The organism is Bradyrhizobium sp. 62 (genome assembly GCF_023073035.1).
In the GTDB taxonomy this organism is placed as follows: Bacteria; Pseudomonadota; Alphaproteobacteria; order Rhizobiales; family Xanthobacteraceae; genus Bradyrhizobium.
Genome location: NZ_JADPIT010000015.1, coordinates 1,451,264 through 1,467,122, shown reverse-complemented (window position 1 = coordinate 1,467,122; position 15,859 = coordinate 1,451,264). Strand labels below are relative to the sequence as shown.

General features: G+C 63.2%; 11 protein-coding genes. All 11 read left to right on the top strand.

Translation table 11 applies throughout. The annotated features are described in order from the left end of the window. Positions 1-5 precede the first annotated feature (5 nt). The 11 genes from IVB47_RS17700 (at position 6) to rpoC (ending at position 15,810) form a co-directional block, all read left to right on the top strand. Entirely contained in the window at positions 6-593 is a 588-nt protein-coding gene (locus tag IVB47_RS17700) for an SIS domain-containing protein (RefSeq protein ID WP_245287774.1), read from the top strand. A gap of 75 nt (positions 594-668) precedes the next feature. After that, on the top strand, positions 669-1,937 hold the full coding sequence (locus IVB47_RS17695) for a class I SAM-dependent methyltransferase (RefSeq protein WP_247437850.1): 1,269 nt from the start codon (positions 669-671) through the stop codon (positions 1,935-1,937). A 379-nt stretch (positions 1,938-2,316) separates the two neighbouring features. Beyond that, the gene (gene secE, locus IVB47_RS17690; RefSeq protein ID WP_007602984.1) at positions 2,317-2,508 is read left to right on the top strand and encodes a preprotein translocase subunit SecE; all 192 of its coding nucleotides are present in this window, start codon (positions 2,317-2,319) and stop codon (positions 2,506-2,508) included. Then, a complete protein-coding gene (gene nusG, locus IVB47_RS17685; RefSeq protein ID WP_007602985.1) occupies positions 2,508-3,062 on the top strand; it encodes a transcription termination/antitermination protein NusG in 555 nt (184 codons plus the stop codon). Before secE ends, nusG begins: the two co-directional genes overlap by 1 nt. A gap of 130 nt (positions 3,063-3,192) precedes the next feature. Then, a complete protein-coding gene (rplK, locus tag IVB47_RS17680; protein ID WP_007602986.1) occupies positions 3,193-3,621 on the top strand; it encodes a 50S ribosomal protein L11 in 429 nt (142 codons plus the stop codon). 6 nt (positions 3,622-3,627) lie between these two features. Next, complete coding sequence (rplA, locus tag IVB47_RS17675) at positions 3,628-4,320, top strand: 50S ribosomal protein L1 (RefSeq protein ID WP_007602988.1); 693 nt, start codon at positions 3,628-3,630, stop codon at positions 4,318-4,320. 90 nt (positions 4,321-4,410) lie between these two features. Next, entirely contained in the window at positions 4,411-5,358 is a 948-nt protein-coding gene (locus IVB47_RS17670) for a 2-hydroxyacid dehydrogenase (protein ID WP_247462843.1), read from the top strand. A 577-nt stretch (positions 5,359-5,935) separates the two neighbouring features. Continuing rightward, positions 5,936-6,454, top strand: coding sequence for a 50S ribosomal protein L10 (gene rplJ, locus IVB47_RS17665; RefSeq protein ID WP_027567495.1), 519 nt, complete (start codon positions 5,936-5,938; stop codon positions 6,452-6,454). Positions 6,455-6,508: 54 nt separating this feature from the next. Then, positions 6,509-6,886: a 50S ribosomal protein L7/L12 gene (rplL, locus tag IVB47_RS17660; protein WP_007602994.1), complete on the top strand. Its 378-nt coding sequence runs from the start codon at positions 6,509-6,511 to the stop codon at positions 6,884-6,886. 482 nt (positions 6,887-7,368) lie between these two features. Further along, on the top strand, positions 7,369-11,484 hold the full coding sequence (gene rpoB / locus IVB47_RS17655; RefSeq protein ID WP_007602996.1) for a DNA-directed RNA polymerase subunit beta: 4,116 nt from the start codon (positions 7,369-7,371) through the stop codon (positions 11,482-11,484). 129 nt (positions 11,485-11,613) lie between these two features. Beyond that, the gene (gene rpoC / locus IVB47_RS17650; RefSeq protein WP_247462841.1) at positions 11,614-15,810 is read left to right on the top strand and encodes a DNA-directed RNA polymerase subunit beta'; all 4,197 of its coding nucleotides are present in this window, start codon (positions 11,614-11,616) and stop codon (positions 15,808-15,810) included. Positions 15,811-15,859 lie beyond the last annotated feature (49 nt).

Below are 15,859 nucleotides of genomic sequence, written 5' to 3'. Positions count from 1 at the left end.
AGCCCATGCCTGCCGAGTCCGTCGATCCCGATCACAAGGCTTTCCTTGACGACTACGTAGGACGCCTCCATCGCGCGACGGCGATTGACGACGGTGTTTTCGCCAGGATTTCCGCCACCCGCACGGCCTGGTTGTGCGCGCGCGAGCAGGGCGGCCGCGTCATCTTCATCGGCAATGGAGGCTCGGCCGGCATCGCCTCCCATCTCGCGATCGATCTGGCGAAGAACGCATCGGTGCCGGCACTCTGCTTCAGCGATGCCAGCATGATGTCGTGCCTCGCCAATGACTATGGTTTCGAGGACTGGCTTGCGCATGCCGTGAGGTTGAGCGCCCGCGCCGGCGACTGCCTCGTCGCGATCAGCTCGTCGGGACGCTCGAAGAACATTCTCAATGCGGTCGCGCAGGCGCGGACGATGAAGCTCGATGTGATCACGCTGTCGGGCATGACCGCGGAGAATCCGCTGCGCAATCTCGGCGACGTCAATTATTACGTCGACAGTCGCAGCTACAATATTGTCGAGACCACGCATCAGTTCTGGATGATGGCCGCGATCGACCTCATCATCGGTCGCGCGGAATATCCGGCCTCCTGAGGCGGTGCCCTCTATCTGATCACCACGGGTGAGATTGCCTCGCCTGTTCGCATGTCTCCGTCTTACGGTCCTACGATGAAAAACCTGTTCTACGTCCGCCATACCTGCCGCCTCTGTCATTCGGACAAGCAAGAGCTCGTCGTGCCGATGGCAGGCATGCCCATCGGCACGCCGAACTTTCAGGTGCCGGACGCAAGCGTCGACGATCCCGTCTTTCGGGCCGCGGTGCCGATGGCGCTGCACCTGTGCGCAGACTGCGGCCATCTGCAGATTCTCCACGTCGGCAATCCAGAGATCCAATACCGAAACTACGTCTATACCACCTCGCTCTCGCTTGGCCTGCGGGAGCACTTCGCGGGCTATGCGATGGACGTCGTCAGCCGATTCGCCATCGCGCCGGGCTCGCTGGTCGTCGAGCTCGGCAGCAACGACGGATCGCTGCTCGGTTTCTTCAGGGAGCGCGGCATGCGGGTGCTCGGTGTCGATCCCGCCGTCGACATCGCGCGGCGTGCGACGGAAGCGGGGATCGAGACCATCGGCGATTTCTTCACCGATGCCATCGGTCGCCGCATCCTGCAAAGCCACGGCGCGGCCAGTGTCGTGATCGCCAACAACATGATCGCCAATGTCGACAATCTCGACCCGCTGGTGATCGGGGTTCGCGACGTGCTTGCGCCGGACGGGCTGTTCGTTTTCGAAACGCAGTATGGCGTCGACGTCACCGAGAAGAACCTTCTCGACACCGTCTATCACGAGCATCTGTCGTATTTTAACATCAAGCCGCTGACGCGCTTCTTCGCGCGACTCGGCATGGAAGTGATCGACGTCCAGCACATCGAGACCAAGGGCGGCTCGATCCGGGTGACGGTGCAGCGTGCCGGCGGCGCGAAGAAGCCGTCCGCGGAGGTCGCGCGCTTCATCGCCGAGGAAGACCGGCTCGGCGTCGACCGGCCGGCCTACTATGTGCCCTATGCGAAGAGAATCGCCGCCATCCGCGACGAGCTGGTCGCGATGGCCGATGCCGCCCATGCGCGCGGCCAGCTCGTGGCCGGCTACGGCGTCTCGGTCGGGACCACGACCCTGCTGCCGCAGTTCGGCCTGGAGAACAAGATCGACTTCCTGGTGGACGACGACCCCAAGAAGGGGAGCGTTATGGCCGGCCCGGGGTATGACATCCCGATCCTGCCGCCCGCCGCCCTTTACGAGCGCAAGCCGGCGTTCGTCGTCGTCTTCGCCTGGCGCTATGTGGATCCGATCCGGGCCAAGCATGCCGGCTATTTCGCCGAGGGCGGAAAGTTCGTCGTGCCGTTGCCGGGCATTTCGACGATCGATCGGGCCGACTGACCTTGAGAGGTCGCCAAAGAGGCTGCAGGTGAGGGGGACGGGCCCGGTGGTCTCGTTCTGCGAGGAGCCGGCTGAGGCCCTGGGACCGCGCTTTGCAGGCGGCAGATAAGCCCTTGATCGGCCTGATCTCTGGTCGGTCGGCCGCGGAGGTCGGATTACTCGCGCGGGCCCTCTCTATCTTGACCTTTGGTCCCATCCGCAGTAGATACCGCGCACTCGCAGCCGGCCCGTTAGACGCGGATTTCCGGCGCGGCTTTGAAATCCCCGAACAATCGAGCCCGATTTCCGGCTCATCCTTCGACAGAGGGCTGGGCCAACGGCGGCTGTTCGGATCCCTGAAATTCATTCGCGTCTGTCGACGGACGTTGGACATCAAACGATGGCAGTCAGCCCGTTCAAGTTCTTGCAGGAAGTGCGCTCGGAGACCGCCAAGGTCACCTGGCCAACCCGCCGCGAGACCACGATCACCACCATCATGGTGTTCGTGATGGTCGCCGTGGCCTCGATCTTCTTCTTCGCCGCCGACCAGATCATCCGCGTCCTCATCACCTTCCTTCTGGGCATTCACTGATGGCAACAGCAACGGCTCAATTGTCTGACAAGCGCTGGTACATCGTCCACGCCTATTCGAACTTCGAGAAGAAGGTCGCCGAATCGATCCGCGAGCAGGCCAAGCAGCGCGGGCTCGAGGAGCTGTTCGAGCTGGTGCTGGTTCCGACCGAGAAGGTCACGGAAGTGCGCCGCGGCCGCAAGATCGACGCCGAGCGCAAGTTCTTCCCGGGCTACGTGCTGGTGAAGATGAAGCTGACCGACGAGGCGTTTCATCTGATCAAGAATACGCCGAAGGTGACCGGCTTCCTCGGCGCGGAAAACAAGCCGATGCCGATCTCGGAAGCCGAGGCCATGCGCATTCTGCACCAGGTGCAGGAGGGCGTGGAGCGGCCGAAGGCGTCGGTGTCGTTCGAAATCGGCGAGAACGTGCGCGTGGCCGACGGCCCGTTTGCCTCGTTCTCGGGTGTGGTCGAGGAAATCGACGAGGCGCGCTCGCGCGTGAAGGTCGCGGTGTCGATCTTCGGCCGCGCCACGCCGGTCGAACTGGAATTCGGTCAGGTCGAGAAGGTCTGATCGGGTAGGCGTGAGGCTTCGGTCTCGCGCAGCAAGAGGCCGTGGGAGGGAGAGGGCGGTTGCCAGCCGCATCCGACCCAGACCACGAACCTGAAACCGCCGGCCCAGGCCGGCCCACCAGGAGTGATACATGGCAAAGAAAGTGACCGGATACCTGAAGCTTCAGGTCCCGGCCGGTGCGGCGAATCCTTCGCCCCCGATCGGTCCCGCGCTCGGTCAGCGCGGTCTCAACATCATGGAGTTCTGCAAGGCGTTCAACGCCCAGACCCAGAAGGAAGAGAAGAATACCCCCATTCCCGTCGTGATCACGATCTACGCCGATCGTTCGTTCACGTTCGAGATGAAGACGCCGCCGATGTCCTTCTTCCTCAAGCAGGCTGCCAAGATCCAGTCCGGCTCCAAGGCGCCGGGTCGTGACAAGGCGGGTGCGGTGACCAAAGCGCAGGTGCGCGAGATCGCCGAGAAGAAGATGAAGGATCTCAATTGCGACTCGATCGAGTCGGCCATGAAGATGGTCGAGGGCTCTGCCCGTTCGATGGGTCTGGAAGTGGCGGGGTAAGGGCTCATGGCAATCGGAAAGCGTTTGAACAAAGCCCGCGAAGGTATTGATCGCGAAAAGCTTTACCCGCTCGCGGACGCCATCAAGATGGTCAAGGAACGCGCGAAAGCGAAGTTCGACGAGACCATCGAGGTCGCGATCAATCTCGGCGTCGATCCGCGTCACGCCGACCAGATGGTCCGCGGTGTCGTGACCCTGCCGAACGGCACCGGCCGTACGCTCCGCGTCGGCGTGTTCGCCCGCGGCGCCAAGGCCGACGAGGCCAAGGCTGCGGGTGCCGATGTCGTCGGCGCCGAGGACCTGGTCGAGAAGGTGCAGAACGGCACGATCGATTTCGACCGCTGTATCGCAACCCCCGACATGATGCCGCTGGTCGGCCGCCTTGGTAAGGTGCTCGGTCCGCGCGGCCTGATGCCGAACCCTAAGATCGGCACCGTGACCATGGACGTCACCGGCGCTGTGAAGGGCGCCAAGGGAGGCTCGGTGGAGTTCCGCGTCGAGAAGGCCGGCATCCTGCAGGCCGGCGTCGGCAAGGCCTCGTTCACCGAGGAAAAACTGGTCGAGAACATCAAGGCTCTCGCTGACGCCGTCTCCAAGGCCAAGCCGGCCGGTTCCAAGGGCACCTACATCCAGCGCGTTGCGGTGTCCTCGTCGATGGGTCCCGGCGTGAAGGTCGAGCCGGGCACCATTCTCGGCTAAGGTTTGGAAACGACATGAGGCGAGGGGCGGAATTGGGCAACCGATTCCGCCCCTCGTCGTTTGTCACGGCGTTCACCGGAAACAAGAACAATGACTGACAAGGTCCTGATCTACTCGCGCTTTCCCAAGACGATGATGGCGCGCTTCGCCGAGCGGTTCGAGCTGCTCGACACCGGCGGCAAGCCGGCGCGGGAGATGTTTTCGGCCGACGCGCTCGGCGATATCCGCGCAGTGCTCACCGCCGGCGGCACGCCGCTGGGCGCGGAGGCGATGGACCTGTTTCCGAAGCTCGGTGCCATCGTCTGCTACGGCACTGGCTATGACGGTGTTGACCTGAAGGCCGCTGCCGCCCGCAACATCGCGGTCGGACATAGCCCGGGCGCCAATGCGGCCTCGGTCGCCGACATCGCGATGACGCTGGTGCTCGCGACGACGCGGCGAATCCTGGTTGCCGACCAGTACGTCCGAAGCGGCGATTGGGCCGCGTCAAAGCCCTCGCCGATGATGCGCCCGCAGGCCGGGATGCCGGGCCGCCGCATCGGCGTCTACGGCATGGGCGAAATCGGCCGCAAGATCGCAGCGCGCTGCGCCGCCTTCGAGAGCGAAATCGGCTATTTCAGCCGCAGCAAATACGACCTGCCCTATCAATATTTCCCGACGCTGGAGGCGCTCGCCGACTGGTGCAGCGTGCTGACGATCGCGGTCCGGGCAGGGGCCGAGACCCAGCATGCCGTCGGCGCCGATATCCTCAGGCGCCTCGGGGCGGACGGCTATGTCGTCAACATCTCCCGCGGCTCGGTGATCGATGAGAAAGCCCTGGTAGTGGCGCTCACCGAAAAGACCATCGCCGGAGCCGGTCTCGACGTCTACGACAAGGAGCCGCACGCCCCGGACGCGCTGACGGCGCTGCCCAACGTCGTGTTCGCCCCCCATATCGGCGGCCACACCCTCGAATCGCACGTCGCCATGCAGAACTGCGTGCTGGCGAACCTGACCGCGTTTTTCGAGGGCAAGCCGCTGCCTTACGGGGTCAAATGAGCTGAAATCGGCCCCTGTCCGCCCCGATTAAGCGCGAGCGGCAACGGATTGGAACTGGTGTGAATTTTGCTCTTGGCAAGGCGGCCCCGAGCGGTTAAAGAACCGCTTCCGGACGTGCCGGCCTCGGCTGGCGCGTTCGTGCACGCATTCCGAAAACAAGCGATGGAGATCATTCCTTTTCAGGGCGTCCGTGAGGATTTGCCGGAAAAGGAGGGAAAGCCGTAGGGTGTGGGGTGCGGGCAGAGGTCGGACGGTTCGCCGGCTGACCTTGTCCTGTCCAAGACTGCAGGCGCCCGCGGGGAATTTCGATTTCTCAACGGCTTAATCGCATGGCCTGCATAGACGGGTGAAGACCGGATTTCACGTCGTGACCACCTTAGGGTCGGTTGCGGAATGGGTTTGGTTCGGACCTCGACACGCCGTGGGCTCCTGTGGGCTCCCGGAGGGCAGGCTTTGAATTGTCGTCTTGCCCGGCGTGTCCGATGGGTTTGGCCCTGAGGTTCAGGTTTGGGCGGGACGATGGGTGCAACCCGGCGGTCCCGCTTTCGCGATGACCGCCAACCGGAAAGAGCTTGCTGTGGAACGAGCGGCAAAAAAGGAAGCGGTCGAACAGCTCAATGGGGTCTTCAAGACCACGAGCGTCGCGGTCGTTGCCCAATATTCCGGCCTGACCGTTGCCCAGATGCAGAAGCTGCGCTCGCAGATGAAGCAGGCTGGCGCCTCGGTGAAGGTCTCGAAGAACCGTCTCGCCAAAATTGCTCTTGAAGGCACTGACGTCGTTGCCATCGGCCCCATGCTGAAGGGACCGACCGTGATCGCCACTTCGGACGATCCGGTAGCGGCGCCAAAGGTCGCCGTCGAATTCGCCAAGGCGAACGAAAAGTTCGTCATCATTGGTGGCTCGATGGGAACGACCGTCCTGAATGTCGACGGCGTGAAGGCTCTTGCCTCGCTGCCGTCGCTTGACGAACTGCGCGCCAAGATCGTCGGCCTGCTTGTGGCCCCGGCGACCAAGATCGCTCAGCTCGCCAACGCGCCCGCGGGCAAGCTCGCGCGCGTCATCCAGGCTTATGCCTCAAAGGGCGAAGCGGCCTGACGCCCTTCGCAAAACTCAAACCCGAACCAGACTTACATTCAAGGAAACTGAACAATGGCTGACCTGCAGAAGATCGTTGACGACCTCTCGAGCCTCACCGTGCTCGAAGCTGCCGAACTCGCGAAGCTCCTCGAAGAGAAGTGGGGCGTTTCGGCTGCCGCGGCTGTCGCCGTGGCTGGCCCGGCTGGTGGTGGCGCCGCCGCCGCTCCGGCCGAAGAGAAGACCGAGTTCACGGTCGTTCTTGCCGCCGCCGGCGACAAGAAGATCGAGGTCATCAAGGAAGTCCGCGCCATCACCGGCCTGGGCCTGAAGGAAGCAAAGGACCTCGTCGAGGGCGCGCCGAAGCCTGTCAAGGAAGGCGTGAACAAGGACGAAGCCGAGAAGCTCAAGGCCCAGCTCGAGAAGGCTGGCGCGAAGGTCGAGCTCAAGTAAGCAGCGCTTACTGGCACGGGATCCCGGTCAGCATCATCGCAACCGGGATCTCGGTCCACTCCCTGAAAGGGTGGGCCAGATGCAAAAGGCGTGCGACGGAACGACCCGACGCAGGCCGAACACGAAAAAGTGTGGGGATTTGAGGGTTTACCCCTCGAATCTGCACTAATGTCGCCCCATATCGGGTCGGCAGCACGAAAGCGCGGTGGGCAGGGATGCCGGATTCCCTGTAAGCCGTTGGGAGAGCAAGCTATTTCGGGCTTTTGCAGTCCGTGAAGAGGTTGGTTGTGACGGGCGGGCGCGCTCCTGCGCCCCGCGCGTCGTTTTGCGTTTTGAAGGTCTGAAGAACAGATTCAGGACATTCCTGCCTGAAACTGAGTCTCCGGCCCCCAAGACGGGTTCGAAAAATTCAACCCGGGGAGCGGCGGTCGCCGCGTTCCGGAGGGCGCGCCCAAATCGGGCGACGAAAATGAGAGGCCACGATGGCGCAGCAGACATTCACCGGTCGCAAACGCGTTCGCAAGTTCTTCGGACACATCAAGGAAGTGGCCGAGATGCCGAACCTCATCGAGGTTCAAAAGGCGTCCTATGACCAGTTCCTGATGGTCGACGAGCCCCAGGGCGGGCGGTCGGACGAGGGCTTGCAGGCGGTGTTCCGCTCGGTGTTCCCGATCTCGGACTTCTCGGGCACCTCGATGCTGGAATTCGTCCGCTACGAGTTCGAGCCGCCGAAATACGACGTCGACGAGTGCCGCCAGCGCGGCATGACCTTCGCGGCCCCCCTTAAGGTGACGCTGCGCCTCATCGTGTTCGATATCGACGAGGAAACCGGCGCGAAGTCGGTCAAGGACATCAAGGAGCAGGACGTCTACATGGGCGACATCCCGCTCATGACGATGAACGGCACCTTCATCGTCAACGGCACCGAGCGCGTCATCGTCTCGCAGATGCACCGTTCGCCGGGCGTGTTCTTCGATCACGACAAGGGCAAGACCCATTCGTCGGGCAAGCTGCTGTTCGCGGCCCGCGTGATCCCGTATCGCGGTTCCTGGCTCGACATCGAGTTCGACGCCAAGGACATCGTCTATGCGCGTATCGACCGTCGCCGCAAGCTTCCGGTGACGTCGCTGATGTTCGCGCTCGGCCTCGACGGCGAGGCGATCCTCAGCACCTTCTACAAGAAGATCCAGTACAAGCGGATCAAGGAGGGCTGGCGTGTTCCGTTCGACGCCAATCGTTTCCGCGGCTACTCGACCATCAACGACCTGATCGACGCCGATACCGGCAAGGTCGTGCTCGAAGCCGGCAAGAAGCTCACCGTGCGCGGTGCGCGTCAGATGCAGGAGAAGGGGCTGAAGGCGCTGCGCCTCTCGGATGCGGAGCTCGTCGGCAACTACATCGCCGAGGACCTCGTCAATCCCAAGACCGGCGAGATCCACGCGGAAGCCGGTGAAGAGATCACCGACAAGTCGATGAAGGCTCTCAACGAGCAGGGCTACAAGGAGCTGCCGCTGCTCGACATCGACCACGTCAATGTCGGCGCCTACATCCGCAACACGCTCTCGGCCGACAAGAACATGACGCGTGAGGACGCGCTGTTCGACATCTACCGCGTGATGCGTCCGGGCGAGCCGCCGACGCTGGATTCGGCGCAGGCGATGTTCCAGTCGCTGTTCTTCGACGCCGAGCGCTACGACCTCTCTGCGGTCGGCCGCGTCAAGATGAACATGCGCCTCGACCTCGATGCGCCCGACACCCAGCGCACGCTGCGCAAGGAAGACATCCTCTCCGTCATCAAGACGCTGGTGGATTTGCGCGACGGCAAGGGCGAGATCGACGACATCGACCATCTCGGCAACCGCCGTGTGCGTTCGGTCGGCGAGCTCATGGAGAACCAGTACCGCATCGGCTTGCTCCGCATGGAGCGCGCGATCAAGGAGCGCATGTCGTCGGTCGACATCGACACGGTCATGCCGCAGGACCTGATCAACGCCAAGCCGGCGGCCGCCGCCGTGCGCGAGTTCTTCGGCTCCTCGCAGCTCTCGCAGTTCATGGACCAGACCAACCCGCTGTCGGAGATCACCCACAAGCGCCGTCTCTCGGCGCTTGGACCGGGCGGTCTGACCCGCGAGCGCGCCGGCTTCGAGGTGCGCGACGTGCATCCGACGCATTACGGCCGCATCTGCCCGATCGAGACGCCGGAAGGTCCGAACATCGGCCTGATCAACTCGCTCGCGACCTTCGCGCGCGTGAACAAGTACGGCTTCGTCGAGACCCCTTACCGCAAGGTCAAGGACGGCCGCGTCACCGACGAGGTCGTGTACCTCTCGGCGATGGAAGAGGGCCGCTACACGGTCGCGCAGGCCAACGTGCCGCTCGACCCGAAGGGCCGCTTCACCGAAGATCTCGTGGTCTGCCGTCACGCCGGCGAAGTCTTGCCGGTGACCCCGGACAAGGTCGACTACATGGACGTGTCGCCGAAGCAGCTCGTTTCGGTCGCGGCCGCGCTGATCCCGTTCCTCGAGAACGACGACGCCAACCGCGCGCTGATGGGCTCGAACATGCAGCGCCAGGCGGTGCCGCTGGTTCGCGCCGAAGCGCCGTTCGTCGGCACCGGCATGGAAGGCGTGGTTGCGCGTGACTCGGGTGCTGCGATCGCAGCGCGCCGTTCGGGCGTGATCGACCAGATCGACGCAACCCGCGTCGTCATCCGCGCCACGGAAGATCTCGATCCGACCAAGTCGGGCGTCGATATCTACCGGCTGATGAAGTACCAGCGCTCCAACCAGTCCACCTGCATCAACCAGCGTCCGCTGGTGAAGGTCGGCGACATCGTCAAGAAGGGCGACATCATCGCCGACGGTCCGTCGACCGATCTCGGCGAGCTCGCGCTCGGCCGGAACGTGCTCGTCGCGTTCATGCCGTGGAATGGCTACAACTTCGAAGACTCGATCCTGCTCTCCGAACGGATCGTGAAGGAAGACGTGTTTACCTCAATTCATATCGAAGAATTCGAGGTGATGGCCCGTGACACCAAGCTCGGACCCGAGGAAATCACCCGCGACATTCCGAATGTCTCGGAAGAAGCGCTGAAGAACCTCGACGAAGCCGGCATCGTGTACATCGGCGCGGAAGTGCGCGCCGGCGACATCCTGGTCGGCAAGATCACGCCGAAGGGCGAAAGCCCGATGACGCCGGAAGAAAAGCTCCTGCGCGCCATCTTCGGCGAGAAGGCTTCCGACGTCCGCGATACCTCGCTGCGCGTTCCTCCGGGCGTGCAGGGCACCATCGTCGAAGTGCGCGTGTTCAACCGGCACGGCGTCGACAAGGACGAGCGTGCGCTGGCGATCGAGCGGGAAGAGATCGAGCGTCTGGCTAAGGACCGCGACGACGAGCAGGCGATCCTGGACCGCAACGTCTACAACCGCCTTGCCGAGCTGCTCGAAGGACGGCAGGGCATCGCCGGACCGAAGGGCTTCAAGAAGGACACCAAGATCACCCGTGCGGTGCTCGAGGAGTACCCGAAGTCGCAGTGGTGGCTGTTTGCTTCGCCGAACGACAAGCTGATGGCCGAGATCGAGGCCATGCGGAAGCAGTACGACGAGTCGAAGAAGGGGCTGGAACAGCGCTTCCTCGACAAGGTCGAAAAGCTTCAGCGCGGTGACGAATTGCCGCCCGGCGTGATGAAGATGGTCAAGGTCTTCGTCGCGGTGAAGCGCAAGATCCAGCCCGGCGACAAGATGGCCGGCCGCCACGGCAACAAGGGCGTGGTGTCGAAGATCGTGCCGATCGAGGACATGCCGTTCCTCGAAGACGGTACGCATGCCGACATCGTGCTCAATCCGCTCGGCGTGCCATCGCGCATGAACGTCGGACAGATCCTCGAGACCCATCTCGGCTGGGCCTGTGCCGGCCTCGGCAAGCGTATCGGCCAGACGGTCGATGCCTATTTGTCGAAGCAGGACATCAGGCCGCTGAAGGAAACCTTGAAGAAGGTCTACGGCGAGGACGAGACGATCAAGTCGCTCAACGACAACGAGTTGATCGAGCTCGGCCACAATCTGAGCCGCGGCGTTCCGATCGCGACGCCGGTGTTCGACGGCGCCAAGGAAGCCGACATCGAGGAGATGCTGAAGCTTGCCGGTCTGGACGCTTCGGGCCAGTCGACCGTCTATGACGGCCGCACCGGCGACGCCTTCGACCGCAAGGTGACGGTGGGCTACATCTACATGCTCAAGCTGCACCATCTCGTCGACGACAAGATCCACGCGCGTTCGATCGGTCCGTACTCGCTCGTTACCCAGCAGCCGCTGGGCGGCAAGGCGCAGTTCGGCGGCCAGCGCTTCGGTGAAATGGAAGTGTGGGCGCTCGAGGCTTACGGCGCGGCGTACACGCTCCAGGAGATGCTGACCGTGAAGTCGGACGACGTCGCCGGCCGTACCAAGGTGTACGAGGCGATCGTGCGTGGCGACGACACCTTCGAGGCCGGTATTCCGGAATCGTTCAACGTGCTGGTCAAGGAAATGCGCTCGCTCGGCCTCAACGTCGACTTGCACAATTCCAAGGTCGGACCAGGGACGGCGGAAGCGGCCGAGTAATACGACCCTCATGCCCGGCCTGAATGGCCGGGCATCGGCGCCCAGTCCTCGAATCGCGAGGGCAGGGCGGCCCCGCATAGTGATTTTCGAATTTGCTGCCGGAGGCGACCGGCACGCGAGGAGAAGACGATGAACCAAGAAATTATGAATCTCTTTAATCCGACGACGCCGGCTCAGGTCTTCGACCAGATCCGGATCTCGATCGCGAGCCCCGAGAAGATTCTGTCCTGGTCGTACGGCGAGATCAAGAAGCCGGAAACCATCAACTACCGTACCTTCAAGCCCGAGCGCGATGGCCTGTTCTGCGCCCGCATCTTCGGGCCGATCAAGGATTACGAGTGCTTGTGCGGCAAGTACAAGCGCATGAAGTACAAGGGCATCATCTGCGAGAAGTGCTCGGTCGAGGTTACGCTGTCGCGCGTCCGGCGCGAGCGCATGGGCCATATCGAGCTCGCAGCCCCCGTCGCCCACATCTGGTTCCTGAAGTCGCTGCCCTCGCGCATCGGCCTCCTGCTCGACATGACGTTGAAGGACCTCGAGCGGATCCTCTACTTCGAATATTACGTCGTGCTCGAGCCGGGCCTCACCGCGCTGAAGGACCGTCAGCTCTTGTCGGAAGACGAGTATCTGAAGGCGCAGGACGAATACGGCCAGGATTCCTTCACCGCCATGATCGGCGCGGAAGCAATCCGCGAGCTGCTCAAGGGCATGGATCTCGAGAAGCTCGAGCTGACCTTGCGCGCGGAGATGCAGGAGACCGACTCCGACATCAAGCACAAGAAGCTCGCCAAGCGCCTGAAGATCGTGGAAGCGTTCCGCCACTCCGGCAACAAGCCGGAATGGATGATCATGACCGTGGTCCCGGTGATTCCGCCGGACCTGCGTCCGCTGGTGCCGCTGGACGGCGGCCGCTTCGCGACCTCGGACCTCAACGATCTCTACCGCCGCGTCATCAACCGCAACAACCGCTTGAAGCGGCTGATGGAGCTGCGCGCGCCGGACATCATCATCCGCAACGAGAAGCGCATGCTTCAGGAGGCCGTCGACGCGCTGTTCGACAACGGCCGCCGTGGCCGCGTCATCACCGGTGCCAACAAGCGTCCGCTGAAGTCGCTCGCCGACATGCTCAAGGGCAAGCAGGGCCGGTTCCGTCAGAACCTGCTCGGCAAGCGCGTCGACTATTCGGGCCGTTCCGTGATCGTGGTCGGTCCCGAGCTGCGCCTGCATCAGTGCGGCCTGCCGAAGAAGATGGCGCTCGAGCTGTTCAAGCCGTTCATCTACTCGCGGCTTGACGCCAAGGGCCTGTCCACCACCGTGAAGCAGGCGAAGAAGCTGGTCGAGAAGGAGCGGCCCGAGGTCTGGGACATCCTGGACGAGGTCATCCGCGAGCATCCCGTGCTGCTCAACCGCGCACCGACGCTGCATCGCCTCGGCATCCAGGCGTTCGAGCCCGTGCTGATCGAGGGCAAGGCGATCCAGCTCCACCCGCTGGTCTGCGCCGCGTTCAACGCCGACTTCGACGGCGACCAGATGGCCGTGCACGTCCCGCTGTCGCTGGAAGCGCAGCTGGAAGCGCGCGTCCTGATGATGTCGACCAACAACATCCTGCATCCGGCGAACGGCCAGCCGATCATCGTGCCGTCGCAGGACATCGTGCTCGGTCTCTACTACGTCTCCATCATGCGCGAAGGCCTGCCCGGCGAGGGCAAGATCTTCGGCGAGATGGCGGAGCTCGAGCACGCGCTGCACGCGAAGGTCATCCACCTCCACACCAAGATCAAGTACCGGTGGGAAGGCATCGACGATACCGGCAAGATCTCCAAGCGCTGGATCGAGACCACCGCTGGCCGCGTCATGCTGGGCAATTTGCTGCCGAAGAACCCGCGTGTTCCCTACGAGGTCATCAACAAGCTGATGACCAAGCGCGAGATCTCCGGCGTCATCGACCAGGTCTACCGCCACTGCGGTCAGAAGGAGACGGTGATCTTCTGCGACCGCATCATGGCGCTCGGCTTCTACAACGCGTTCAAGGCCGGCATCTCGTTCGGCAAGGACGACATGGTCGTGCCGCACTCCAAGTGGAAGATCGTCGACGCCACCCGTACGCTGGCGAAGGATTTCGAGCAGCAGTACAACGACGGTCTGATCACCCATGGCGAAAAGTACAACAAGGTTGTCGACGCCTGGTCGAAGGCCACGGAAGAAATCGCCAAGGCGATGATGAAGGAGATCTCCTCGACCAAGAAGACGGCGAGCGGGGCGGATGCCGACATCAACTCGATCTACATGATGGCTCACTCCGGTGCCCGCGGTTCGCCGGCCCAGATGCGCCAGCTCGCCGGCATGCGCGGCCTGATGGCCAAGCCGTCTGGCGAGATCATCGAGACGCCGATCATCTCGAACTTCAAGGAAGGCCTTTCGGTGCTCGAGTACTTCAACTCGACCCACGGCGCCCGCAAGGGCCTCGCGGACACCGCGTTGAAGACCGCGAACTCCGGCTACCTGACCCGTCGTCTCGTCGACGTCGCGCAGGATTGCATCATCACGCAGGACGATTGCGGCACCAAGCTCGGCATCAAGATGCGCGCCATCGTCGATGCCGGCACCGTGGTCGCTTCGCTCGGCTCGCGCATCCTCGGACGCACGGCCTGCGAAGACGTGCGTGACAGCACGGGCAAGGTGATCTTCAAGCGCGGTACGCTGATGGAAGAGAGCCATCTGGATGCCATCCATCAGGGCGGCGTCCAGGAGGTGAAGATCCGCTCGGCGCTGACCTGCGAGCTCGTCAACGGCATCTGCGGCAAGTGCTACGGCCGCGATCTCGCTCGCGGCACGCCGGTCAACCACGGCGAAGCGGTCGGCGTCATCGCGGCGCAGTCGATCGGCGAGCCTGGCACCCAGCTCACCATGCGCACCTTCCACATCGGCGGTGCGGCGCAGCTGAACGAGCAATCTTTCGTCGAATCCAACTTCGACGGCAAGATCGTGATCCGGAACAAGGCCATCGCTCGCAACAGCGACGGCCACCTGGTCGCGATGGTTCGCAACATGGTGATCGCGATCGTCGATGCCGACGGCACCGAGCGTGCGACGCACCGTATTCAGTACGGTTCGCGCCTGCACGTCGACGAAGGCGATACGGTCAAGCGCGGCCAGCGCATCGTAGAGTGGGATCCCTACTCCCGTCCGCTTCTCACCGAGGTCGAAGGCACCATCGGCTTCGAGGATCTGGTCGAGGGACAGTCGATCTCGGAAACACTGGACGAGGCCACCGGTATTGCCAAGCGCGTGGTCATCGACTGGCGCTCGATGCGCGGCGGCGGGGACCTGCGTCCCGCCATCGTGATCAAGGGCAAGGACGGCAAGGTGCTCAAGCTCGCCCGTGGCGGCGATGCCCGCTACATGCTGTCGGTCGATGCCATTCTGTCGGTCGATGTCGGCGCCAAGGTCCAGGCGGGCGACATTCTCGCCCGTGTCTCGACCGAAAGCGCCAAGACGCGCGACATCACCGGCGGTCTGCCGCGGGTGGCGGAACTGTTCGAGGCTCGGCGTCCGAAGGATGCGGCGATCATCGCCGAAATCGCGGGCACCATCCGGTTTGGGCGCGACTACAAGAACAAGCGTCGCATCTCGATCGAGCCGATGGACAAGACCGACGAGGCGCGCGAGTACCTGATCCCGAAGGGCAAGCACATCCACCTTCAGGACGGCGACATCGTCGAAAAGGGCGACTTCATCGTAGAAGGCAACCCGGCGCCGCACGACATTCTGGCGGTCAAGGGCATCGAGGAACTCGCAGCCTATCTGGTCAACGAGATCCAGGAGGTCTACCGGCTCCAGGGCGTGCTCATCAACGACAAGCATATCGAGGTGATCGTTCGTCAGATGCTCCAGAAGGTGGAAGTCACCGACCAGGGCGACACGGACATGATCTCGGGCGAGCAGATCGACAAGATCGAGTTCGACCAGATCAACGCGAAGGCCAAGGAAGAGGGCAAGAAGATCGCCACGGGGACGCCGGTTCTGCTCGGCATCACCAAGGCGAGCCTTCAGACCCGCTCCTTCTTCTCGGCGGCCTCGTTCCAGGAGACCACCCGCGTCCTTACGGAAGCGGCGGTCAACGGCAAGGTCGATCCGCTCGAAGGCCTCAAGGAGAACGTCATCGTCGGCCGGCTGATTCCGGCAGGCACCGGCGCCTCCATGGCGAAGATCCGCGAAGTCGCCGTGAAGCGCGACAAGATGATCCTCGACGAGCGCGAGAAGCAGGCGGCGGTCGTGCCGCCGGCGCCGGAAGTGGAGCCGATGGCGCTGCCACCTGCGGAATGATCGTTCATCCGTAGGAATACCGAGGACACTGAAAAGGCCGGCGAAAGCC